This window comes from Clostridium sp. (assembly GCF_036660475.1).
Taxonomy (GTDB): domain Bacteria; phylum Bacillota; class Clostridia; order Clostridiales; family Clostridiaceae; genus Clostridium_J.
Genome location: NZ_JAVXAO010000006.1, coordinates 41,638 through 65,087, shown reverse-complemented (window position 1 = coordinate 65,087; position 23,450 = coordinate 41,638). Strand labels below are relative to the sequence as shown.

At 30.8% G+C, this 23,450-nt stretch carries 20 protein-coding genes and 1 tRNA gene; 7 read left to right on the top strand and 14 right to left on the bottom strand.

The genetic code is table 11. The features are described from left to right. Window positions 1-153 precede the first annotated feature (153 nt). Both hcp and RSA29_RS09730 read right to left on the bottom strand, forming a co-directional pair. Window positions 154-1,794, bottom strand: coding sequence for a hydroxylamine reductase (gene hcp, locus RSA29_RS09735; protein WP_346943099.1), 1,641 nt, complete (start codon window positions 1,792-1,794; stop codon window positions 154-156). Between the two features lie 158 nt (window positions 1,795-1,952). Beyond that, on the bottom strand, window positions 1,953-2,633 hold the full coding sequence (locus RSA29_RS09730) for a Crp/Fnr family transcriptional regulator (RefSeq protein WP_346943100.1): 681 nt from the start codon (window positions 2,631-2,633) through the stop codon (window positions 1,953-1,955). Between the two features lie 171 nt (window positions 2,634-2,804). On the opposite strand from RSA29_RS09730, the gene RSA29_RS09725 reads away from it, so the two are divergent. Beyond that, a tRNA-Gly gene (locus tag RSA29_RS09725) sits at window positions 2,805-2,879 on the top strand. Window positions 2,880-2,937: 58 nt separating this feature from the next. On the opposite strand, the gene RSA29_RS09720 is transcribed toward RSA29_RS09725, so the two are convergent. Continuing rightward, the gene (locus RSA29_RS09720; RefSeq protein ID WP_346943101.1) at window positions 2,938-3,765 is read right to left on the bottom strand and encodes a mechanosensitive ion channel domain-containing protein; all 828 of its coding nucleotides are present in this window, start codon (window positions 3,763-3,765) and stop codon (window positions 2,938-2,940) included. Between the two features lie 264 nt (window positions 3,766-4,029). Between RSA29_RS09720 and RSA29_RS09715 the strand changes: the two genes are divergently transcribed. The 4 genes from RSA29_RS09715 to RSA29_RS09700 all read left to right on the top strand — a co-directional run bounded on the left by RSA29_RS09715 (window position 4,030) and on the right by RSA29_RS09700 (window position 6,768). Next, the gene (locus RSA29_RS09715) at window positions 4,030-4,395 is read left to right on the top strand and encodes a GntR family transcriptional regulator (RefSeq protein WP_346934024.1); all 366 of its coding nucleotides are present in this window, start codon (window positions 4,030-4,032) and stop codon (window positions 4,393-4,395) included. A 71-nt stretch (window positions 4,396-4,466) separates the two neighbouring features. Then, on the top strand, window positions 4,467-5,165 hold the full coding sequence (locus RSA29_RS09710; RefSeq protein ID WP_346943143.1) for an ABC transporter ATP-binding protein: 699 nt from the start codon (window positions 4,467-4,469) through the stop codon (window positions 5,163-5,165). A 9-nt stretch (window positions 5,166-5,174) separates the two neighbouring features. Then, a complete protein-coding gene (locus tag RSA29_RS09705) occupies window positions 5,175-5,855 on the top strand; it encodes a hypothetical protein (RefSeq protein ID WP_346943102.1) in 681 nt (226 codons plus the stop codon). A 22-nt stretch (window positions 5,856-5,877) separates the two neighbouring features. Continuing rightward, window positions 5,878-6,768 (top strand): DUF4097 family beta strand repeat-containing protein, encoded by an 891-nt coding sequence (locus RSA29_RS09700; RefSeq protein WP_346943103.1) that lies wholly within the window; start codon window positions 5,878-5,880, stop codon window positions 6,766-6,768. 98 nt (window positions 6,769-6,866) lie between these two features. Here RSA29_RS09700 and nagB read toward each other — a convergent pair whose 3' ends face one another. The 6 genes from nagB to RSA29_RS09670 all read right to left on the bottom strand — a co-directional run bounded on the left by nagB (window position 6,867) and on the right by RSA29_RS09670 (window position 13,440). Further along, complete coding sequence (nagB, locus tag RSA29_RS09695; RefSeq protein ID WP_346943104.1) at window positions 6,867-7,592, bottom strand: glucosamine-6-phosphate deaminase; 726 nt, start codon at window positions 7,590-7,592, stop codon at window positions 6,867-6,869. Between the two features lie 372 nt (window positions 7,593-7,964). Next, window positions 7,965-8,276: a hypothetical protein gene (locus RSA29_RS09690; RefSeq protein ID WP_346934028.1), complete on the bottom strand. Its 312-nt coding sequence runs from the start codon at window positions 8,274-8,276 to the stop codon at window positions 7,965-7,967. Window positions 8,277-8,463: 187 nt separating this feature from the next. Further along, a complete protein-coding gene (locus RSA29_RS09685) occupies window positions 8,464-9,564 on the bottom strand; it encodes a glycosyltransferase family 2 protein (RefSeq protein WP_346943105.1) in 1,101 nt (366 codons plus the stop codon). Between the two features lie 162 nt (window positions 9,565-9,726). Continuing rightward, window positions 9,727-10,563, bottom strand: a complete 837-nt coding sequence (locus tag RSA29_RS09680) for an SPOCS domain-containing protein (protein WP_346943106.1) — start codon at window positions 10,561-10,563, stop codon at window positions 9,727-9,729. A 15-nt stretch (window positions 10,564-10,578) separates the two neighbouring features. Next, a complete protein-coding gene (locus tag RSA29_RS09675; RefSeq protein ID WP_346943107.1) occupies window positions 10,579-11,853 on the bottom strand; it encodes a DUF3794 domain-containing protein in 1,275 nt (424 codons plus the stop codon). Window positions 11,854-11,874: 21 nt separating this feature from the next. Further along, on the bottom strand, window positions 11,875-13,440 hold the full coding sequence (locus RSA29_RS09670) for a collagen-like protein (protein WP_346943108.1): 1,566 nt from the start codon (window positions 13,438-13,440) through the stop codon (window positions 11,875-11,877). 266 nt (window positions 13,441-13,706) lie between these two features. Between RSA29_RS09670 and RSA29_RS09665 the strand changes: the two genes are divergently transcribed. After that, window positions 13,707-14,261, top strand: a complete 555-nt coding sequence (locus RSA29_RS09665; protein WP_346934033.1) for a hypothetical protein — start codon at window positions 13,707-13,709, stop codon at window positions 14,259-14,261. Window positions 14,262-14,596: 335 nt separating this feature from the next. Here the strand turns inward: RSA29_RS09665 and RSA29_RS09660 are convergent, their stop codons facing one another. Together RSA29_RS09660 and RSA29_RS09655 are read right to left on the bottom strand one after the other, a co-directional pair. Continuing rightward, complete coding sequence (locus tag RSA29_RS09660; RefSeq protein ID WP_346943109.1) at window positions 14,597-15,421, bottom strand: MerR family transcriptional regulator; 825 nt, start codon at window positions 15,419-15,421, stop codon at window positions 14,597-14,599. Window positions 15,422-15,664: 243 nt separating this feature from the next. After that, window positions 15,665-17,023, bottom strand: a complete 1,359-nt coding sequence (locus tag RSA29_RS09655; RefSeq protein ID WP_346943110.1) for an MATE family efflux transporter — start codon at window positions 17,021-17,023, stop codon at window positions 15,665-15,667. Between the two features lie 342 nt (window positions 17,024-17,365). Here RSA29_RS09655 and RSA29_RS09650 point away from each other — a divergent pair, with 342 nt between their 5' ends. Beyond that, window positions 17,366-18,046 (top strand): Crp/Fnr family transcriptional regulator, encoded by a 681-nt coding sequence (locus tag RSA29_RS09650; RefSeq protein WP_346943111.1) that lies wholly within the window; start codon window positions 17,366-17,368, stop codon window positions 18,044-18,046. A 225-nt stretch (window positions 18,047-18,271) separates the two neighbouring features. Here RSA29_RS09650 and aspT read toward each other — a convergent pair whose 3' ends face one another. The 3 genes from aspT to RSA29_RS09635 form a co-directional block, all read right to left on the bottom strand. Further along, the gene (gene aspT / locus RSA29_RS09645) at window positions 18,272-19,930 is read right to left on the bottom strand and encodes an aspartate-alanine antiporter (RefSeq protein ID WP_346943112.1); all 1,659 of its coding nucleotides are present in this window, start codon (window positions 19,928-19,930) and stop codon (window positions 18,272-18,274) included. Between the two features lie 51 nt (window positions 19,931-19,981). Beyond that, the gene (locus RSA29_RS09640; protein WP_346943113.1) at window positions 19,982-21,568 is read right to left on the bottom strand and encodes a bifunctional aspartate transaminase/aspartate 4-decarboxylase; all 1,587 of its coding nucleotides are present in this window, start codon (window positions 21,566-21,568) and stop codon (window positions 19,982-19,984) included. A 218-nt stretch (window positions 21,569-21,786) separates the two neighbouring features. After that, window positions 21,787-23,346, bottom strand: a complete 1,560-nt coding sequence (locus RSA29_RS09635; protein ID WP_346934039.1) for a hypothetical protein — start codon at window positions 23,344-23,346, stop codon at window positions 21,787-21,789. Between the last annotated feature and the right edge of the window lie 104 nt (window positions 23,347-23,450).

The following is a 23,450-nucleotide window of genomic DNA, read 5'->3' as shown; positions in this document are numbered from 1 at the left end:
ATTTTTATATCCATATTATAACATATGTTTTATTTCTATGCTATTACAACACAAAACAGCAAAGCCAACGGCTCTGCTGTTTCTTAATTGCTGTTAAATTTCGTCTTGTATAAGTTAAAACTTAGTTTCTAAATTCCACTTTGCTGTAGCGTATTACTCTCCCATGAACATTTGCATGTCGTCTTCTACATTTGTGATTCCACCAATTCCAAAAGTGTTAACTAATACATTAGCTACATTTGGTGATAGGAATGCTGGTAATGTTGGTCCTAGGTGAATATTTTTAACTCCTAGATATAATAGAGATAGTAGAACTATTACTGCCTTTTGCTCGTACCATGCAATATTGAAAGCTATTGGTAATTCATTTATATCTTCAAGTTCAAATACTTCTTTTAATTTTAAAGCTATTAATGCTAGTGAATATGAATCATTACATTGTCCAGCATCAAGAACTCTTGGAATTCCACCAATATCTCCCAGATTTAACTTGTTATATCTATATTTTGCACATCCAGCTGTTAGTATAACTGCATCCTTTGGTATTGCATTTGCAAAATCTGTATAGTATTCTCTACTCTTATGTCTTCCATCACAACCTGCCATGACAAAGAATTTCTTTATAGCTCCAGTTTTAACTGCATCTACAATTTTATCTGCAAGTGCTAATACTTGATTATGTGCAAATCCTCCAATTATTTCTCCCTGTTCTATTTCAATTGGTGCTGCACAAGTTTTAGCAAGTTCTATAATTTCTGAGAAATCTTTAACACCCTCTTCATTTGCATTAATATGTGCACACCCTGTAAATCCAGCTGCTCCTGTAGTAAATATTTTAGCTTTATAACTATCCTTTGGAGGTACTATACAGTTTGTAGTCATAAGAATTGGTCCATTGAAGCTTTCAAACTCTTCTGTTTGCTTCCACCATGCATTTCCATAGTTTCCTATGAAATTTGAGAATTTTTTAAATGCTGGATAGTAGTGAGCTGGTAACATTTCTGAGTGAGTATAGACATCTACTCCTGTTCCCTCTGTTTGAATTAATAATTGCTCTAAATCCTTTAAATCATGCCCAGATACAAGAATCCCTGGCTTATTGCTTACTCCTATATTAACCTTTGTAACTTCAGGATTTCCATAACTTTCAGTGTTCGCTGTATCTAATAATGCCATTCCATCTACACCGAATTTACCTGTTTCTAAAGTTAATGCTACATATTGGTCTGCTGTCAGCTTATCATCAGCTGTTGCAGCTAATGCTCTTTGCATGAATGCGCAAACTTCTTCACTTTCATAGCCTAATGCATTTGCATGCTTAACATAAGCTGACAATCCTTTTAATCCATAAGTTACCATTTCTCTTAAACTTCTTATATCTTCATTTTCAGTAGATAAAACCCCAACTGTCTCTGCCTTCTTATTCATTTCTTCAGCCGTTGTAGCAGTCCATAATGCAGCCTCACTTAAACCTTCTGTAGTGTCTAATTTGCTTAATAATTCCGCTTTAATATTTAAAGTCTCTTTCACCATTTTATAAAATACTTCATTGTCAAAGTTAGCATTTGTAATAGTTGTAAAAAGGTTCATTGTTACAGCTTTATTTATTATTTTTGAAATTTCTATCCCCTTTTCTCTAGCTACCGTTGCAACCTCAGATAATCCTCTTGTAGTATATATTAGTAAGTCTTGGATTTTTGCAAGTTCTGGTGTTTTACCACAAACACCTCTTACTGTACAACCACTGCACCCAGCAGCCTCTTGACATTGAAAACAAAACATTTTATTATCCATAATTACATCTCCTTCATAATTAAATTTATCTATTAATACCTTCTCTTAGTTTCAATCTATGACCTTATTGTATATAAAAAAAACATAGAAGTCCGTAACCTAGGTTACAAATTTCTATGTTTACAATTAATTATATAAATTTTTTACAATTAAATTTCCTATTCAAACATTTCTTCCTCAAGTGCCTCTGAATTTAAAATCTCTATTGTGGTTCTGTCAAACTCTATATATCCTAATTCTCTAAGATTTATAAGCTCTCTTGATAGAGATGGTCTTGGAATTCCAATCGCTGCTGCTATATTCTCTTTACTTTCCCCTAGTTTAATAACCTTACTTTGCTGCTTATGTGACTTAACTAAAATATAATTTATAACTCTATGCTTTATACTCTTTAAGGAAAGATTTTTAATCTTTGAATTCATCATTAATATTTTATTACTAAGAAGTTCAAGAAAATTTTCAAGAATTCTTTCCTCCCTTGAAAATAACTCAAGTACCTGTGCTTTATCCACATATATTATTTCACACTTATTTAAAGCAATTACTGTAGCTGGATAGCTCTTCTCTCTTGAAAATATTATAGCTTCTCCAAATACATCACCCTCAATTAATTTACTTAGTACAATATACTTACCACTAGAATATATTCTTTGTATTTCAATATTTCCATCAATTAAAAGCCCTATGCTATTACATGGATCCTCCTCATGGGCAATAATTTCACCCTTCACATAGGAATTTATATGATATTTAGTTGAAGATAACAACTTAATTAAGTCTTCACTATTCAAACCTTTAAACAGGTAATTATTTTTAATCTTTTCTGCTATATTTTTCATTTTTTCTCCTTCAGATATCACATTACATCTCTTATTCAACATATATTAATTAATATAATATATGTTCTTATACATTATGTATACGGTAAATCATAACAAAATATTTTCTTTTTATTCTTAACTGTTCTACAACTAATATATTTCACATACAATATATTATAATTACTTAGTGCGGGAATGACTCAACGGTAGAGTATCACCTTCCCAAGGTGGCAGTTGCGGGTTCGAATCCCGTTTCCCGCTCCAAATAATAATAAGGATGAATCTTAGGTTAAACCTAAAATTCATCCTTATTTAATTTAATTTAATTTGTAATATTATTAGCACCTATATGAACATCCATCTGCGGATATGGAATACTAACCTTCTCTTCATCGAATTTCATCTTAACCTTCTCTAATAGATTAAAGTGAATAGTCCAATAGTCCTCAGTCTTACACCAAACCCTAACCACAAAATTTATTGAGCTATCTGCATGTTCAGCTAAAGCTATAAAAGGTAATGGCTCCTGTAGTATTAATTTCTCATTATCTACTATGTCTTTAAGTATTTTTTTAACCCTAACTACATTCTCCTCATAACCAACGGAGAACTTTAGATCCACTCTTCTTGTTTCCTTAGCTGAATAGTTTACTACACTGTCATTTGATAAGTTTCCATTTGGAACAAGTATCTGCTTATTATCCGGAGTTAATAATGAAGTATAGAATATCCCTATCTTCTCAACTGTCCCTGACTTTCCTGCACCATCAATATAATCCCCTACATTAAAGGGTCTTATAAGTAAAATAATCACTCCACCTGCAAAGTTTGAAAGGCTTCCTTGAAGTGCTAACCCAACTGCAAGTCCCGCTGAGGCTATTAATGCAGCAAATCCCGTGCTTTCTATACCTACCGTATTCATGACTACTATTACTAACAATATCTTTAGCACAATACTAACAAATCCATCTAAAAATGTTCTTAAAGTAAGATCCACTTTCTTTTTCGTTAAGAAAGAATTCATGATTCTCACAACTTTTGATATTAACTTCCAACCTACCCATAATGCAATAAGTCCAACTAGAATTTTAACTCCATTAGTAACAGTCCATGTTACCATTAATTCTGTTAAATTTTTTAAAACATCCATCTTTAGTACACCTCCACTGTGCTTTATTATATAAAACTATATGGCTAAACACAATAAGTTGCATAATATTTTTCATCGAATAATAATTAGATGAAAATATTTTACAAAATAATACATTTTTTCATTATTGTGGAGCATAGTTGAGGATTTAGTTGCTAGTTAGTAATAATGCCCATAAATTAACAAATTCCCCACTTCCTTTTTTAACCATATGTGTGTATCATGTAATTAAGACACTATAACTGATTAAACTGAGGTGAAAATATGGAATTAGAATTAAACTCAAAGGAACCTATATATGTACAAATAAAAAACTATATGAAAATGAAAATTATATCTGCGGATTTAATCGAAGGTGAACGATTGTTATCTGTTAGAGATTATGCTATGGAGCTTAAGGTTAATCCTAATACAATATTACGGGTTTATTCTGAACTCGAAAATGAAGGTTTGATAAATACTCAACGAGGAATTGGAAAATTTGTAACTCAAGATAAAAATCAAATTCAAACCCTTAGAAAAAGTTTTTCAAGAGAACTATTAAAAGATTTTATTCATAAAAGTAAGAGCCTAGGATTTTCCAAAAAAGAAGTACTTGAGCTAATTCTAGAAATGTATGAGGAGGCGTAGAGATGGATAATGGTTTATTAAATCTAACAAATGAAAATCAAATTCAAAATACTACAGATGTAAATTGCGTTATATTACCTGTACTTGAAGTTAAAAATCTCACTAAAACATTTGGAAGGAAACATGTATTGAATGGAGTTAACTTAAGTTTAGAAAAAGGAAAGGTTTTAGGCATTCTTGGACCGAATGGTCAAGGTAAAACCACCTTCCTTAATATTATATCCGGCCTACTTAAACCAACACTAGGTGAAGTAATAGTAAATGGAATTAAAGTTAGCTATGAAACTAAAAAATTAGTTGCCTACCTGCAGGAAACTGATTATTTATCTAAGTGGATGAGTGTAAATGATGCTGTTAAATTTTATCAAGACTTTTTTCCTGATTTTGATGAATTGAAAGTACAAAAGTTATTAGCCTTTATGAATATAGATACAACTGTAAAGTTAAAATCACTTTCAAAAGGTATGCTTGAAAAGGTTGGTCTTAGCCTAACTTTAAGCAGAAAATGTGACTTATATATACTAGATGAGCCTATATCCGGAGTAGATATTATAAGTCGAGACAAAATAATTAATGCTATTATAGACAACCTAGATAGTACCGCTTCAATTATAATTACAACTCACTATGTAGGCGAACTTGAAAAACTCTTTGATGAAGTATTATTCCTTGGTGAAGGTTCAATAATTGAATCTGGTGATGCCGAAACTTTAAGAATAAAGTATGGAACCTCAATAGACCAAATATATAGAAAGGTATTCGCAGAATAGGTGATTGTTATGAAAAATATTATAAATATAATTATGTATAGTTTTAGAAGCCTTAGGCTTACCTATATTATAGAAGCTGTAATTTTAATTATTGGTCTTTCTTCTAATTTTTTTATTTATAGATTTACCCTAGGACTTGATTTAATCTCAACAGTATCAATTGCTTTGATAATTAATTTTGTATCCCATGTTATAATTTTTTCACGTCAGCTTTCAAAGGAATCTGGAAGACTTCTTTTTCTAACTCCAATTAAGGGTATAGAATTTATACTTGGAAATTTCTTAGAGCTCCTTTTAGTTAACTGCTTTGTAGTTGCTTTAACCTATATATTAGGAATTATAAACTCAAATGTATTTACTTCTATTTGGTTTTGGGCGTACTCTTCCGTATTTATTGAGCTCATGATTGGGTATTTAATTATAACTGCCTTAATCGCCATCTTCTCATGTTATATAAGAAGGACTGTACTTTGTATTTTTGCAGTAATTTGCGGCTGTGCTTTTATAAATATTATTTATGATTTTCTATCTAAAGTTTTGCTATACCTACTTCCATATATATACATATCTATAGGAAGACTCGGGTTTATTGAAATAGATATATTTTCAGCAATCTTAGACACAATAGCATTGGTAGCCTTGCAATTTGTTGCTGCATATATGATAGATAAAAAGCTAGATATAATTTAATTATAAATGAGAGGTGTTATTTATGAAAAAGAAAGTTTTGCCCATAATTTTTTATCTACTACTGTCCTCTACTCTGCTTGTAGGATGTAATGTGAAATTTGGTATTAATTCAAGACGTGATATAAATGAAAATCCTGGCTTTAATGTAAACAGTATTTTTAAAAATAATTTATCCATCAATAGTATTAATAACAATCTAAATAATAACGTCAATACACCGTTATACGACGAAAATATTAATGACTCTATTTCCATGGACGGTATTAAAACCGTTAATATTAGTATTCTAGCTTCAAATGTTACTATAAAATCTATTGATGGCAAGGCTTTTACTTTACTCTGTTCAGGTCCAAGTTCCATAGTTAAGAGTACTACCTTTGAAAAGAAAGGCACCAACTTAAATATTCAAGAGAATGGCAGCATGTCTAATCTAGACGTTAATAATCTTCCTACCTCCTATGGTAGAAAGGTTATTATAGGTATTCCCAAGAGTTTTATGGACGATATAATTGTAAACTCAAATGCTGGAACTATTACTATCGACTCTATAACATCTAATAACCTTGATATTAATGGTGGTGTAGGATCTCTGACTATAAATGATGCTATTTTTAAAGATTTAAAACTCAAACAAGTTATTGGAACTACAAATATATCATTAAAAAACAAGTGTGGTAACATGAATATCTCCGGCCTTTTGGGTGAAGTAGTAATAAACCTTTCTGAGATTGGTGGAAATCTATCCTATAGTGGTGGTTGTGGAAAAACAACTATAAATATCCCTAATAACTCTCCTGTGAAGGTAAATACCAATGCTAATATAGGAAATGCTAATGTAAATGTTAGAACCTCTGGTGAAGATACTTATATATTTGACTTAAATATTGAAATTGGCGATCTTACAGTAAACTAATCTACTTTCTGGATACCACTAACCAAATATTTTACATCACAGCATGAAAAATGTGGAATGATTTGCTACATACCTTTAGCAAACCATTCCACATTTAATTATATTTTTGATAGAGCAGCCTCATCACCTATAATGATTAAATCATTATGCATTTGAAGAATTGATGCTGGAACTCTAGGTGTTACAGGACCGAAGAATGCCTCTTTTACAATATCAGCCTTACTTTCTCCACTAACTACAACTACTATCTTTTTTGCCTGCATTATTGTCTTAATTCCCATTGTATATGCTTGTTTTGGAATTTCATCCATTGTATTGAAGAATCTAGCATTCGCTTCAATAGTACTTTCGCTTAAATCCACACAATGAGTTTCTCTTTCAAAAGCTTCTTCTGGTTCATTGAACCCGATATGTCCATTATGTCCAAGTCCCAAGAGCTGTAAATCTACACCACCAATAGAATTAATAATCTTATTATATCTATCACATTCTTTTTTTTCATCCATTTCCATACCATTAGGAATATTAATATTCTTTGGTTTTATGTTAATATGGTTAAAAAAATTATCATGCATAAAATAGTAATAACTTTGATTACTTTCCTTACTTATCCCTCTATATTCATCTAAATTAACTGATATGACTTCACTAAAATCCACATCATTTTTATTATACCATTCTATTAGTTGTTCATATATTCCAATTGGGGTTGACCCTGTTGCAAGACCTAATACACAGTTTGGTTTCATAATCACTTGAGCCGAAATAATATTTGCTGCCTTTCTACTCATGTCTTTATAATCTTTTGCTTTATATATCCTCATATCCCCATCCCCTTATTTTAATTATCATAATATTACATCATTTATAACAATCTTAACATAAACGGGTACCGTAATCTACGGTACCCGTGTTCTTGTTTGTATAATTTTCCCAATGCTTCAATATGTATATCTATTGTTCAAATTTTAATTCCTCAATTATTCGACTTGCAATATCCCTCATATGTGCATATTGAAGCTTCATATACTTATCATCCATAGCGCTAATTTTCTTGATAATTTCTCTCCAGTTTCATAAACTGCATACTCTACATTTATTCTCTATATATTTATTACTTAAAGCTCCTGAAAATAAAAAAAGCCCTCTACCGAGAGATTCTTAACCTATATAATTGTAATAATTCACTATATATATTAAGCCATTCCTAAGGCTTTATTTACAATTTTATTCGTTCTTGTGGAAGATTCTATTATTTTTCCATAAAGAATATTATCATTGTACCCTTGACTCAAGTATTTACTTTCATAATACTCAAAAGGCAAATTAGAATTATTAACATCTAACTGTCTTGCTAGTGTTCTATCTTTCATTAATTTCCTAGCTTGCATTCTATATTTGTTTCTTAACTCGTGAGCCTGCATGGCTTGCTCTTTTATAGGTAATGATTTATCTATTTCATTAATAATATTTTTATCATGGTTATTATACCAAAGTCTTACTTCCAAGTTATTTAATTTTCCTATTAATTCATTATATCTTTTAAAATTATTTGCTGTTCTAACCTCTTTAACCCTTCTTTATTTTATTTGTATCTTATCATTATACCTTATATTCTAAAATTTATCAACCACACCTATTAAAACGTATTTCAATTTAAAAATGGTATCATGAATACACGATACCATATATTTTTTAATCACACTCATTGTTTTTTATATTATTTTTTATCTTTTCAAACAGTTCTCTATTATACTCTATTTTAGGATTGTCTGGTATATACTTGGCCGCCTCCTCATTATGATATACCGATTTATCTATATCACCTTTTTTAAAATATGCAACACATAATTGTAGATTTGGTACCCATGTATAGTAAGCCGTATCCATTAATGCCAAATAATCCTTTGGCGGCATCCATTTTGCTGCTATTTCGTACCAAAATATAGCTCCATCAACTATATCTCTATCCAAAAGTATATCCCCAATGATGCAACAAAAATCTGCTCTTGGAGCATCAAACTCAAAGCTCTTAAAAAGAATTTTCAAAGCACTATCCTTATCATCCTTAAATGCATAGCAATTCGCCAAATTCTTACACGCTATTTTTCTATCTTCAACCCAAGCTTCATCAAACTCTAAAAACTTATTATATTGTTCTATTGCTTCATCATATAATCCATTATAATACAATTCATTCCCGTAGTAAAACATATCTCTTACAGATAATATTTCCCCACTTGAAATAATTGATTTGAATATCCTCAAATTTCTATCTGTATAATGTTTTTCTTTCTTATGGATTATATCTATGTCAGCGTTAATTATTGGTTCTTCTACAGCTAAATATTCATGTATTGCACCAATCCATTTAAATCCACAGCTCCTTTTAACTAATCTATTTCTTCTTAATGAACTTATTGTATTCCCCTTAGTATCTTGTCCTAGCACATAATTCATAGTTACAGATTTTACACTTACATCAAAATTATTTTTTAAATCTATTAATCTTTTAATACTTTCTTCTCCAATAACATCATCTGCATCAAGCCACATTATATAATCCTTAGTTGCTTTGCTAAACCCATAGTTTCTTGCTTCTGCAAAATTATCTATCCACTTAAAATCATAGATCTTACAACCCAAGGACTCTGCAATTTCTTTAGTTCTATCGCTTGAGCCTGTATCAACTATTATCACTTCATCAACAGCATCCCTTATAGATGTTATACACCTTTCAATGACCGATTCTTCATCTTTTACAATCATACATAAGCTTATATCAATTTTATTCATACCCTCACATCCTCACTTAGATATTTAAAATATATAAGATAAAGGGAATACCTATTGATTAAGTACTCCCTTCAATTTATTAATTAAATATATTTATTATCAATGCCATCTTAATTTAAAAATAGCATATTATTTTCTACACTAACTATAATCTATTAACTTTTATACTAAATCACTAATTTTAGCATTTACACTTCCTGTTTGTCCTGAGGTAATTGTAACAGTTGCATTTGCTGGTGCTGTTACAACTGTATATTTAGTTACATCAACATCAAATACAACAGTATAGGTTCCTGGGCAAAGATTTGTAAATGAATATGGTATAGTTCCTTCGTCTGCTACTGCTAAAACAGTCTTTTCTACAAATACATTAGAGTTTTTATATAGTTTAACTGTTACTGGAATTGCACTTGATGCGCCACTATATGAAATTGTTCCTGCTACTATTCCTGTTGCATCTACAGGCTTACAGCATTCAACCTTAGCATTAGTAGCTTTTAAAAATAATGATACGCTCTTAAATATTACTCTACCATTTAAAACTTTAGCAAATACATCTTCTACACAAGCATCTACACAATACTTAGTTAATTCTATTGGAGTTTCATCATCTGGAATAACTATAAATGTGCAGAAAGGATATTTGAAGTTAACTGAGTGAAGAGATTGAACACAGGTATCTGCTGTATATACTATTGTTTGGCATATAACTCCATCAACTAAAAGTTTTCTACCTGTTAAAGTTGTTCCTTCTTGATTTTCTATTAATCTGCCATTAAGAACCTTGGCAGGTGTATCTATAACTCTCGCAGAATCTATTTTTACATTAATATAAATTCTTTCTAAATCTTCAATGTCAGGATAGCAATCTGGAAGTGGTAAAATTTCTGGAACTGTAATTTGTGTCCAAGACTCTTGTATTTCCGTATCAAATCTTGACGGGTCATCACATAGTCCTACTACTTGATAATTATTTCCATTATTACATTTGCAATACATAGTTTAGTCCCCCTTCTACAAGCAAGCTATAGGCTCTGCTTTAATAAATAATGTTGTATTCTTAAATATTTGTCTTTCATTAAGAGCACATGCATATAAATCTTCAATACAAGTCCTAATTTTATACTTGCTAAGTGGAGAAGTCCCATTTGGAAGAACTATATACGCTGATACTGGAACATCAAAATGAGCTGAGTGTACAGATTTACAATCTGTTGTAGAAATATAAGTCACTCTTTGTCTTAAAACTGCATGAACCAATAATTTTAATCCTGATAGCTCTAACCCTTCATAATTCGTAGCCGCTTGCGGAGTTATAATAACCTTTTGGCACATAACTTCAACACTAGAAGTAACAGTAAGAATTTGCATTACATCAGGTTTACAAGCTGGTATTGTTAATAACTCTGGTACTGATATTTCTGTCCAAAGAGTTTCTGTATTATCTTTTATTAGGTTTTCAACTTGAATTCTAGTACAAGGTCCTTTTATAACTGGTTGATCTGTAAAGCATTCAGATTGTCCACAAGGACCAATTGAACCCATACAATCTATACCTGAATTGTCATAGTATGATTTAGAACAATCAGTATTAGATGTTTTTTCTGCTGTTAATATAATTGCAAATGTAAAATTAATACTTCTATCACAAACTTGTTTAACACAAATTTCTTCAATCAATGAATAAACTTCATAATTTGCATCTACGTCAGCATCCTTAGGTAATACTATAAATGCTGAAAATGGAACTTGACCATGAAAGCTATGAACACTTTGATCTTTATTTAAAGAAACATAAGAGTTAGCTACACAAATTAACCCCTCGATTACAAGCTTTCTACCAGTTGTTATTTTTCCTTCTTCATTTGTTACTGTCTCTATAACAATACCTGAATTATCATAAACTGCTGGAGCTACTACTACTCTTCTACTAAGAATTTGAACTGTAGCATTTACAGAATCAACTTGCTCAATTGATGGTTTCTGCATTGGAACTGCTACTGATCCATTTATGCTTAACTCTGTCCATACATCTTTTAATTGAAAACTTGCTACCTTACTTTCAATGTCCGGGAAAAATATACTATCTTCATTAACACAGTAGTTACAATTATCTTCACTACAAGGTGTAACATTGCATTTGCAACTTGAAACTAACTCTTTTTGACATGGTGTTGTCATATGACCATCCCCACTACAAGGCATATTGTTAGCATTCTTTTTATTACAATCGCATGATATATTCTGACGTGATTTATCACAACCACATGTTGTATTTATATTATTCATTTATAAGAATCCTCCTAAATTTTATGATAGTATTACATCATCAATTAGCCAAAAACCTGCTGGTTCGTTTATATTATTAACTACTCTACTAGGCTCTGCAACAAATACTATTGTAGCTTTTAAACTCCCTGCTGGAATTGTTACATTGCTACAACATGGTCCCATTATTGTGTTGCATGTTGGAACTAAGCTATATGACTCAAAGTCATAGCTGTCTAAAACCGGAACCTTTGTAAGATCAGTTGCAGTTACATTACTTATACTAAGCTGTTGTGTTCCACCTCTTGGAAGCTTTACTGAACCAGCCAATTGGCCGCTGTAACTACAAATATTATCTGCTACAGGCCAATTTACAGGATTTAATATAAAATCTCTTATACTACAACAACCGCCTGTATTTAACACATCTCCCCAATATAAATAAGCTCCGGCAATTAAATTATAGTTTTGTCTATTAACATCTAAGGATTTTGTAGAATCATAATTTAATTCATAATTATAATCATATTTAGCGCCCCAAAATTTCAATTCATAAGAGCAGTCTGGATTAATATCCACAACTTTTATAAAATATGCTGGCAAAAATCCTAGGTTATTATTATAGTTTGGCTGCAATATTAAAGATTGATCTCCACTATGGGCTACATTGAAAAATCTACCTGTATTAATTGGAATTGTAACAGGAATTGCTGCTGGCGCAGTCCCTACAATATTTGCTAGACTAATAGATGAGTAGTATGATTTTGCAGTTGCTGTGCCTGTTGAACTTCCAATTGGAATTGTTGTACCTGTTGGTATTAGTATTTCATTTGTCCTTACAACGCCACTACTTGCTGTCCAACTACCCGGTTGATAACAAGTATCAAAACTACTACATCCTAATGGAAAATATTCAAAACTCCAATCACAAACATGATTACACTTCAAACATCCTGGTCCTGTTGCTCCTGTTGCTCCTGTTGCTCCTGTTGCTCCCGTTCCCCCAGTATTCCCTTGAATTCCTATACCTGTAGCTCCTGTTGGTCCTGTTGGCCCTGTGCAACAATTACAGCATCCATGACTGCATCCATGATTGCATCCGCATCCGCATCCGCATCCACCTCCGCATCCTCCTCCACCAAAACCAAATGGTTGACACATTTGTATTGGGACTGTTTGACCCGGCGGTCCTGGATCACCTTTTGGTCCTTGCGGTCCTGGAGGACCTGGCCATCCTGGGTAACCTGCTGGTCCTTGTGAACCTGGACATCCCGGATAACCAGCTGGTCCTTGTGGCCCCGGATAACCTGGATAACCTGCTGGTCCTTGTGAACCTTGATATCCTTGCGGACCTTGGCATCCTTGATCCCCCTTTGAACCTTGTTGACCTGGATATCCCTGTGGACCTTGGCATCCTTGATCACCCTTTGGACCCGGATATCCTTGATCTCCTTTAGAACCTTGAGGGCCAGGTTGTCCTTGAGGTGGCATTATATAATTAACTGGTGGTGTGTAGTATGGCATACCGCCAGATATATTAGTACTATTTAAACTTACTGTTTCTCTACTACTTGGAACTTCATTGTAATAGGTTGGATAAATACTCAACTTTATCACCCCCACTAATAGCATATGATTTTCTTTACAAGTTGCCACTTATTTCTATATTATTTATAAAAATTTAAATCATTAACATTTACAATTTTATTGTAACCCCATTCATAAAAATATTACTTTATCCTTACTACTATTCAGAATGTGATTTTTTCTATATTTTTACACTTTTTTTACATATTTTTTATTTGTAATTGCACCAATTTATACTTAGAACATATTCTATATTATAACAACATTTTAATATTGAGGTGAAATGTGTGGGCATCAATTGTGTACAATGTGATAAAACACAACGAATTATTAAAGAATTCAATTATACTAATGAATTATGCGTAGCCAACTGTAAGCCACCAGTTAAGGAAGTTTTAGATGCTTGTATGAAGCTTTTGATTATAGAAAAAAAAATTATAGATACCTGTACTGGTCTTAAATTATGCGTTAAAGGTCATAAATTAATAACAATTAGTTATGAAGCATGTGGTTGTTCTGGTCGAATAGTAAGTGATAAATTCACATGTCCATTTTTTGAACTAATACCATTAGATCCATGTATTGATGTATTAGATTTCTCTACTACCATTTGCTATTGTGATGTAAATACTTCCGGAGATCACTCTATTTGGTTTAATAACGTCATTTCAATAAATTTAGTTGTAGTAAGCAAGACTAATTCTTCTCCTTGTAATTGTGATGACCATAAATCCATGATAGACTGTGATGATTGCACTAATAACTGTGATTTAAAGTGTGATAATCCTTGTAATACTAATCATACTGAAACTAAATGGAATTTTAGAAATGACATCTTTTAATTAGCTTATTACTGATATTAATCCATAAGAACTACTTGTAAATTAATGCATATTATAAATATCATACTAAATTTAAAATAGACTTTGAGCTATTCCCTTTATAGTAATCAGTTAAAATAATAAAACTGTTTCTATAAATGGGTCACTTTTCTTTTAAATGTAGTCGGTTTTCCATGATAAAATTTCTAGTGAAGCTCCCTATATATTTGAATTGGAAGTTTAGATGTGAGATATAACTTAGATTAAGATATATTATTAGACTTATGTATTCTTAATTGTAAAATAAAGGGGCTATCTCAAAAATTAAATGAGATAGCCCCTTTGAATAAAGGTCGTTATATATTATCAATTAAAATTTGAATTTGACCTAAGGATTTCTCCTCATTATCAATTCCGCCCCTTGTCATTATATATATTTCATAAAAGTCTCCACTGACCTTTATATTATTTTCTTCAATGTAGTCATCAAGTGTCCCATAATATTTTGTTGTATCCTTATAGTCATCATCAAAGTTTATTGTAATATAATATCCTGACTTTAATGTAACTATTTTATTACCATCACTCTCTATATCTCCTTTTATACTTATCATCATATTATTATATGTTAATTTGTCTTGATTTTTAAAATCTTCATATGACGTTGAAAAAACTAACTCTTTATTAGTGCTCCCATATTTTTTATCTATATCACCTAATGTTTTAGATAAGTTTATCTCAAATTCCTCAGTATATCTCTGAGCATTATTATATTTTACAAACTTTCTCTCACTAAAATATTTTACAAAAACTCTGTCCATTCCCTCTTCTAATAGAGTTTGAATCCTATTTTCCAAAAAACATATATTACTTTTTATGTTATCTAATTCCTTCATTTTTTCTTCTACAATCTCTTTTTGCTTTGTTATAATATCTAAAATCGAATTAATAGAAGTATAATTATTTACTAGTATCTTTATCTCATCTAAGGATAACCCCATAGCCTTACATTGCTTTATAAGATCTAAAATCATAAAATGCTTTACCGAATAATATCTATATTTACTTTTTTCATTTACATATGCAGGCTTTAATAGTCCAATTTTATCATAATGTCTTAATGTTCGTATAGAAACATTATTAAGTTTTGCCACCTCACCAATTGAAAATCTTGTATTCATATAACATCACCTCATTATTATTATATCCTTTTACCCATAATGTTTATCTAATGTCTAGCCTCTGTACACGCTACTACTCTTCATCGCTAGATAACCACTGACACTCCCTATATAAGTTCTTCTAATATTCTGTTGGAATGATATATTTCCCTTAATATAAAAAGATTATTCGATAAAAAAATATAGTGTAAATAGTTATATTCAACTATTCACACTATATCTATATTACTATATTTTCTAAGCTTAAGCAGCTTGATTTCCTAACTTTTCTTCATTTAACACGGTTTTTGTAGATGTTTTTACATTAGCCATTATACTTATAGTTACAAATGTAATACTTTCTGATAATATTGTACCTCCCCAAATTCCGTTTGCCCCAAATATTTTATAAAGTACAATTAAGCAGATAGGTAAGTATACAACTGATCTTAAAAGACAGCTTATATTTGAATACTTTGGTGTTTCTAAAGCTTGGAAGTAAACTAATGTATTTAAGTTTATCCCAACTACAAAGTAACTTATACTTGCAATTCTAAGTGCTATATATGAAATCTTAGCAATTTCAGGGTCAGCCGTAAATATTCCTATAAGGGTTGGCCCAAAGGCAAAACTGATTACAACGAATAATCCACTGATTACTAAAGATGAGATGCATGTTATCTTAAAGAATCCTAGCATCTTATCTCCATCTCTTTTACCAAAGTTATAACTAATAAGAGGTTGTACACCTAGTGTTAACCCATAGAGAACCATATAGGTATTCGTAGTTATATAGTTTAGTATACTATACGCCGAAATTCCTGCTTCCCCAATAAATTTAACTAAAACAATATTATGAATTAATACTATTAGTGAATAGCTTGCTTGTGCAAAAAACGATGGGAATCCTATAAGACAAAACTCTTTTAAATCACTTTTATTTATTTTCACATTACCAAAGGTTAAGTACCCCCTCTTCATAATAAAGTGTGGAAGTAATACGGATACTGTAACGATTTGACCTAGTCCTGTAGCTATTGCAGCGCCCTTTATTCCAAGCCCTAACTCAAATATAAATATATAATCTAATACAATATTAGTTACTGCCCCTGCAATTGTTGATATCATTGCAAGTTTTGGTCTTCCGTCATTTCTAACAAAACTACTTAGCACTATTCCTATTAAGTTAGGAATACAAAATATTGCATAAAATCTTAAATAATCTACTGCGAGTCCCTTTAAGCTTGCCGTTGCTCCTAGCATTGTTACTATTTGCTCCGTGAATATAACACATACTATACTTATAATACCACTTACTATTAAAAGAAACTTGAATACTTGTCTAAAAATACTTACCGCTCTATCCGTATTCTTTGCTCCTATATTTTTAGATACTAAAGCTCCTCCACCAATTGCAAACATTGAAGCTAGCCCAAATAACATAACTGTAAATGGAAGTACAATATTTACCGCCGCTAATGCTAAATCCCCTACACCTTGCCCAACAAATATACCATCTATTACTGTATATAAAGATGATATAAACATCGCAAGCGCTGATGGTACTGCATATTTAAAAAATTCATTTACCATGCTTTTATTTTTCATTTCTACTTTTCCCATATTTTATTCTCCTTTGCTGTTTTAAGTGACACTCTAAATTTTATATTACTTTTATTTTGTGCTAATTTTGTTTTCACTAGTTTAGTTTTTCATTTTATTTTCACCTATATTTTAATATATTATTATATTGTTATATTTTAGCGTCACCAGAGTCCCTACGAAAATACTTATAGAATGTCTTTATAACACTCTTTTAAAAAGTAATCTTGTTTTATGCTACCTTATATATAATAAACTCTCTCTTTAGGGTAGAGTCAATAGTTAATTTCAAAGATATAGAATTTTTTACTGTTAAGTGTTACAATCTGTATATTCGCATATTTTAGTTCATAGGAGGCTCTTATGTTATTTAATGATACAAGACTAAAATTAATAAATGATTTACGTCCTTTTATAGAAAAAGAAATCTATATAAATAAAAAGACTCTGATTTTTGATCAGGATGTCCATAGAGATAATATTTTAATTTTGTTAGAAGGTAGGTTTAAACTAACGCATTTATTACCTAATTCAAAGGAGTTTATTTTAGGATATTTTCAAGCCCCCTGTATACTGTTACCCTCTTTCTTTGACAGTAATAATTTTATTTCTTTATTTAGAGCTGAAACTATGGAAAATTCTAAAATGGGTATCATTCCACGTATTAAGATATCAGACTTTACTACTACTCTTGAATATGACATTTTAAAATTTAATGATTTGCAATGTCAGAAGGTCTATCTTCAAATGCGAGATTTACTATACAACGGTAAAAAAGAAGCTTTATTTTCTATTTTAATAAGACTTAGCAACACTTATGGAATCCATACTGAGAAAGGTATTAAGTTAGATGTAACCCTTTCAAATATAGATTTAGCAGAATATATTGGAACAGCTCCCGAAACTGTCAGCCGACTATTGTTATCATTAAAAAATGATAACTTAATCTTATTAGAAGACAAACATATAATTATAACTAATATTCAGGAGATGAAAAATACACTTAACTGCTCTATGTGTAGAGAAGATTTATGTGAAATATAATAATTTTCTTCTTATAATTATCTACAATTATAATTCTACTCAAACAAAATAGGGCTGACATAATTTAAGAAGGTAATCTCAAATTATGTAAACCCTATTTTATTTATTAATTATTAAATTAATCGAGAAACTTTATAACGAAACTTTTCTTCCAAAGAGTTTCTCCTTTATTCTCTATTATCTATTACACTAATAGCTAAACCAATAAGTTATCCTAACTATCTATTATGCTAATAGCGAAACCATAAGTGGTCCTATCATAGTAATTAAAATATTTCCTACTGCATATGCTGGCGTATAGCTAATTGCAAATATACTACTTCCACACTCTTCAGTTATTGAATTTAGTGCTGCAGTAGTTGTACCTGCACCGCAAAGTGATCCAATAATATCTACAGCATCTAACTTTAATATATATTTGCCGAAATATATAGAAAGAATATGTGGTACTATTGATACAATTGCTCCTATTAATAAAACGCTTACTCCCATTGATTTTAGAGCCGGAAGGAAAGCATGTCCTGCTTCAATTCCAACTACTGCAATAAATAAATTTAATCCCATACTTTTAAGTAGCCAACGACTTGCTGGTGGTATTTGTCCACATCGGGGATTTTTATTTTGATACCAACCAAAGAAAAGTCCTAAGAATAAGGCACCGCCTCCACTTCCAAGGGTTATTGGAATATTGTGGAATTTAAGTGATAATCCACCCACTAATAGCCCTAATGCAACTCCAAGTGATAAATAGCTTACATCTGTATCAATTCCAACGTCCTTAATGTACCCAAATTCTTTAACAACTTTTCCAATTGCACATTTAGGCCCAATTATTGTTAACAAGTCCCCATTTTTCATTTCCGTTGTATCATTAATAACTTTTCCATTTCTCTTTACTGATACTAACATAATGTTATTTGAATATAATTCTTTTAGATTTTTTATACTAAAAGCTTTAGTGAGTACAATTTCTGATTCTTTCAAGGAAATAGATTGATATTTACTATCAGATATCTCTGTCAAATTAGAACTAGCAATCTTTATCATATCATCAAGATCACCAATAAGTGTAATAAAATCACCCTGTTCTAATCTGCTCTCTTGATTAAAGTCAAAATCTAATTTATTACGAAATAACTTTTCAAAAGTTATATTATTATTAAATTGTTTTTCAATGTTACTAATTGATTTTCCAATATATACTGAATTATTCTCCACTATAAATGAACGCATTTTTATACTATTTATAACGCTTGAAGAATCTTCATCCGCTTTAAAGCTAATTTTTTCTATCATTTTTTTTGTTTCTTCCTTCAAATTAACACCAAGTAATATTGGTGCAATATTCTTCAAAAGAATAATAACTCCAACTGTACCAAAAACATATGTTAACGCATAAGCAATAGCAACATTAGATTCCATAGTAGCCTTCTGAACTGAAGTTAAATCTAATCCATTTATTGCTGATGTTGAAGTACCTATAACTGATGATTGAGTTAGTGCCCCTGCAATAATTCCGGCACCTTCTCCTGGACCAACCTTGAAAATCTTAAAACATATTATAGCTACTGCAAATGCAGAAACACTAAAAAAGATAGAATGTATTATAATTTTAGCTCCAGATTTCTTTAAACTGTTAAAAAATGAAGGTCCCACTTCATAACCTATTGTAAATACAAAGAGACTAAAAAATATGCTCTTAACTACAGGTGAGATATCAAATATCCCAACCTGTCCTATAATTAACCCAACTATAAGTGTCCCAACTGTAGCCCCTAGGCTAAAGGATTTATAACGCAACTTACCTACTAAATATCCTAAAGCTAAACATATAAAAATAGATATTGTTGTGTTCTTTACTAAAAATTCACCTATTTCTTTCATAAATAAAACCACCTTTTATAAATCTTTAAATTAATTAACTTTTAAATTAATTTATTTTTGTGATTTATAGATTTCGTAATATTTATTTAATAGTTCTAAGACTCTTTCTGCAATTTTCTTATAGGCCTCATCCGGTAAGTTTGCCTGTGATATACGCAATGTTCCTGGTGTAGTTCCAAATCCCACACCCTCCATTAATACAACACCCTCTTCTTCAGCCAATTTCAACAAGAAATCAATTTCTTCAAATTTATCCCTTAAATATTCTGCAAATTTTCTATCATGTTTTTTTTCTGCCAATTCATAAATATCTATTAAAGAATAATATTTAGCATTTTCCGCACTATTATCTTCGTCTATACCTAGAGTTGACACTATATCATGATATCTTGATTCTACTATTTTCTTTGAAGTTTCTATATATACATCACTGCCTTCACTAACTAATGCTGTTAATGAAAATAATGCCATGATAATTTGTTGTGGTGTTGACAATCCTGATGTATGATATAAACCTATTGAACGACTATCTGCACCTAAACGGTCAATAAATTTTAACTTACGTGGCTCCAACGTTACAAGTTTGTATTTTTCATCAAGAGCTTTTAAATCCTTTTCTGGTAACTTTCCAATTAACTCATCGAAAACATTATCTTCATTTGTAGCAATTAGCCCAATTCTCCAACCTGTAGCACCATATAATTTTGAGAATGAGTAAACTAATAAAGTGTTATATGGCGCTACGCTATAAACTGTTTGGAATCCATTAACAAAAGTTCCATAAACATCATCTGTAATAATAATTAAATCCTTACGCTTTTCTACTATCTCTTTAATCTTATTAAGCACTTCTTTATTTAACGCCTTTGATCCCGGGTTTGATGGATTCACTAGAAATAATGCCTTAATGCTTTCGTCATTTAATTTTTCTAATTCACTCAAAGAAATATTCCAATTATCTTCCTCTTTAGATTGTAAATCAACCTCAACCATTTCATAGTCATCTAATTTCGGAATTTGTAAATATGGTGTAAATATTGGAGTATTAATAGCAATCTTATCGCCTGCTTTTATTAACTTATTTTCTTTCAATGAATTAAATATATAACAAATAGCTGCTGTTCCACCTTCAGTTGGAAATACTGATGTCTCTTTTGAAAGTTTAACTCCATTATATAATTCTTTCTCTAAAAACATATTTAAAATCTTTTCTGTATTTACTAGGCAACGGCTAGGTACTGGATAATTATTACCAATAGCACCATCGACAAATTCTTTAACAAGCTCATCTTTATCCATAGCTAATGTGCTTGTACAATATTTTATTACCTTTTTTAAGAACTTATCTGAAGCTTTATTGTTATCCAAAAAATTTTCAAACCTTTCTCCTATTTTATAAGTGCTAGTATAACCAGCTAAACTTCCATCACATATTGTTCTTTCTGATTCCATAACACCAAACTCTATGATTCTTGTAAATGCTAATCTTGCCTCTGTATTAATCCAGTTTGGATTTCCTCTTCCTGCATTTAAAAAAGTATTATGTTTATCGTTATTTTTTGCTAACTTCAACATCTCATTACTTATTTCAAATGCACCTAAACTTTCTAGTTCTTTTTCAAATTCTTTTGTAATCATAATAATCACTCCTACTTCTAATTTATCTGTTGATATGAATATACCATATTAGTTTTTTATAAAAAATGATTTTTGTCATGATGTATTTTTCTTCCTTTTTCATTCACATTAAAACCTACAACTAAAATAAGGTAGAAATCCATACTCACTAAAATACAAATTCCTACCCTCCGCAAATATGCTCTTAATTCATTCTACTAATAAATAACTTCTGTATATTATAAGAAATAATTCTCATCCTTACATTGTTTAATAAAATTATGATAGTTGTCACTTGGTAAATTTTTAATGACATCTTCTAAATTTTCTTTTAAAAATTTAAATTGCCCCTCTATTTCTTCAATTAGTTCCAAATCATAAGAATCGACTTCCGTCATTCTACTATTGCAATAACAATCATCATCCTTATACTTAACATCCCAAACTTCACAACCTTGGAACGGGTTAGCTGTGCCAAGGTATAATTTATTTTCACAATCTACAAATAGTATTCTTCCGCCATAATTGTTAGGGTTATTTAATCCCCTTTTTAATATTGGCTCAAAGGTTCTACCATTTTTAGAAGCATATAAATCAAACCCAATTGGATAGTTAACTCTAGCTAAAATTCTAACAACTGCTTCATAAACTTCAATTAATATTTTAGTAGCAACAACACCAATTATACCCTCAATTGCAACTCTATTTCCAAGAATAGTGTCTAGTATAACTTCCATATTACTTGAATCATCAAAAGTTGATATTAATAATTTACCTTTATACTCCTGTATTTGCCATGCATATACATTAAAAGGATTATTAAAACCTGATCTAAGACCTGATATGCTCTCGCCTCTAGTTCCTTTAGACGGAGTAGATGGAATTAAAGGGATTCCGCCAACAACTAATTCCCAATCATCATTTTTATTAATCCTAATTACATCGCATCCAAAAGGAATAGCCCATGAAAGTGGTAATGGCTTTGTTCCACTTACATAAAGATAATCTTTAAACACACCTATGCTTAGAACATATTTATTTGCAGAATCACCAAATCCTTTATCTACTACAAGCACCCAATGATTTACTCTTGGCTCTTCACCTTCAGTTCTCCATACCTGCGCACCATCAGAAGAACTTGTTGCAACATAAAGTTTATTATTAAATATAGCCATATTTGTTATAGCGCCCTTAGGGTTCTTGTCAAAATTAAAGTCTGGATTACTAGAATCTATTACATCTTCCCAAGGATAATATTCTGGATCCTTGCTACTATAAAGCAATGGTGTATCACCTAAATTTGCATCATCTACAGTAGCTACATATAGTTTATCCTTGATGACAATCATAGCCCTTGAAGACGTTCCTACTAAAGCTTCATAAGGCATCTGAAACCAATCACATCCATTAGTTGATTTAAATATTTTAACTTGAGCTCCAAAAGCCGCAACGAAAATACAAGGACTACCACCTGCTGGTCTATCAGATATCATAAACCTAAATCCTGTAATTCCTGAATTTTCTTCTGCCTTATAAACTCTATTCCAAGGAAGACTTCCATCCTTCTTATACCTCCAAATCTCTGGTAAATTATCCTGAGGAATTGGCTCTAACAAAGAAGGTGGATTAACGCCAAGTGCCATAGATTGAATCACTAATAGTGGAATATTACGTCCAGTACCTACATAAATATACTCATCTAATTCTGCCATGGACCATGCATAATTATTTTGCCTTGCATTATTTAAGTCATAAAAATCAAATCCGTTTGTCGGTGTAATATTTTTAAAACTATACATAAATTTTCCTCCTAGCTTCATAAAATATTTTGTCACTAATATTATATGAAGCTCACAACTAGATGTTTCTCAATTTGACTGTAAATACTTACATGATATAGTTT

What these genes read in the sequence shown, in the direction of transcription:
- RSA29_RS09660 (WP_346943109.1), bottom strand. Translation starts at nt 15,421, where the DNA reads ATGAATACAAGATTTTCAATTGGTGAGGTGGCAAAACTTAATAATGTT.
- RSA29_RS09705 (WP_346943102.1), top strand. Translation starts at nt 5,175, where the DNA reads ATGAAAAATATTATAAATATAATTATGTATAGTTTTAGAAGCCTTAGG.
- RSA29_RS09700 (WP_346943103.1), top strand. Translation starts at nt 5,878, where the DNA reads ATGAAAAAGAAAGTTTTGCCCATAATTTTTTATCTACTACTGTCCTCT.
- RSA29_RS09635 (WP_346934039.1), bottom strand. Translation starts at nt 23,346, where the DNA reads ATGTATAGTTTTAAAAATATTACACCGACAAACGGATTTGATTTTTAT.
- RSA29_RS09720 (WP_346943101.1), bottom strand. Translation starts at nt 3,765, where the DNA reads ATGGATGTTTTAAAAAATTTAACAGAATTAATGGTAACATGGACTGTT.
- RSA29_RS09640 (WP_346943113.1), bottom strand. Translation starts at nt 21,568, where the DNA reads ATGATTACAAAAGAATTTGAAAAAGAACTAGAAAGTTTAGGTGCATTT.
- hcp (WP_346943099.1), bottom strand. Translation starts at nt 1,794, where the DNA reads ATGGATAATAAAATGTTTTGTTTTCAATGTCAAGAGGCTGCTGGGTGC.
- RSA29_RS09650 (WP_346943111.1), top strand. Translation starts at nt 17,366, where the DNA reads ATGTTATTTAATGATACAAGACTAAAATTAATAAATGATTTACGTCCT.
- RSA29_RS09675 (WP_346943107.1), bottom strand. Translation starts at nt 11,853, where the DNA reads ATGAATAATATAAATACAACATGTGGTTGTGATAAATCACGTCAGAAT.
- RSA29_RS09680 (WP_346943106.1), bottom strand. Translation starts at nt 10,563, where the DNA reads ATGTATTGCAAATGTAATAATGGAAATAATTATCAAGTAGTAGGACTA.
- RSA29_RS09655 (WP_346943110.1), bottom strand. Translation starts at nt 17,023, where the DNA reads ATGGGAAAAGTAGAAATGAAAAATAAAAGCATGGTAAATGAATTTTTT.
- aspT (WP_346943112.1), bottom strand. Translation starts at nt 19,930, where the DNA reads ATGAAAGAAATAGGTGAATTTTTAGTAAAGAACACAACAATATCTATT.
- RSA29_RS09685 (WP_346943105.1), bottom strand. Translation starts at nt 9,564, where the DNA reads ATGAATAAAATTGATATAAGCTTATGTATGATTGTAAAAGATGAAGAA.
- nagB (WP_346943104.1), bottom strand. Translation starts at nt 7,592, where the DNA reads ATGAGGATATATAAAGCAAAAGATTATAAAGACATGAGTAGAAAGGCA.
- RSA29_RS09730 (WP_346943100.1), bottom strand. Translation starts at nt 2,633, where the DNA reads ATGAAAAATATAGCAGAAAAGATTAAAAATAATTACCTGTTTAAAGGT.
- RSA29_RS09715 (WP_346934024.1), top strand. Translation starts at nt 4,030, where the DNA reads ATGGAATTAGAATTAAACTCAAAGGAACCTATATATGTACAAATAAAA.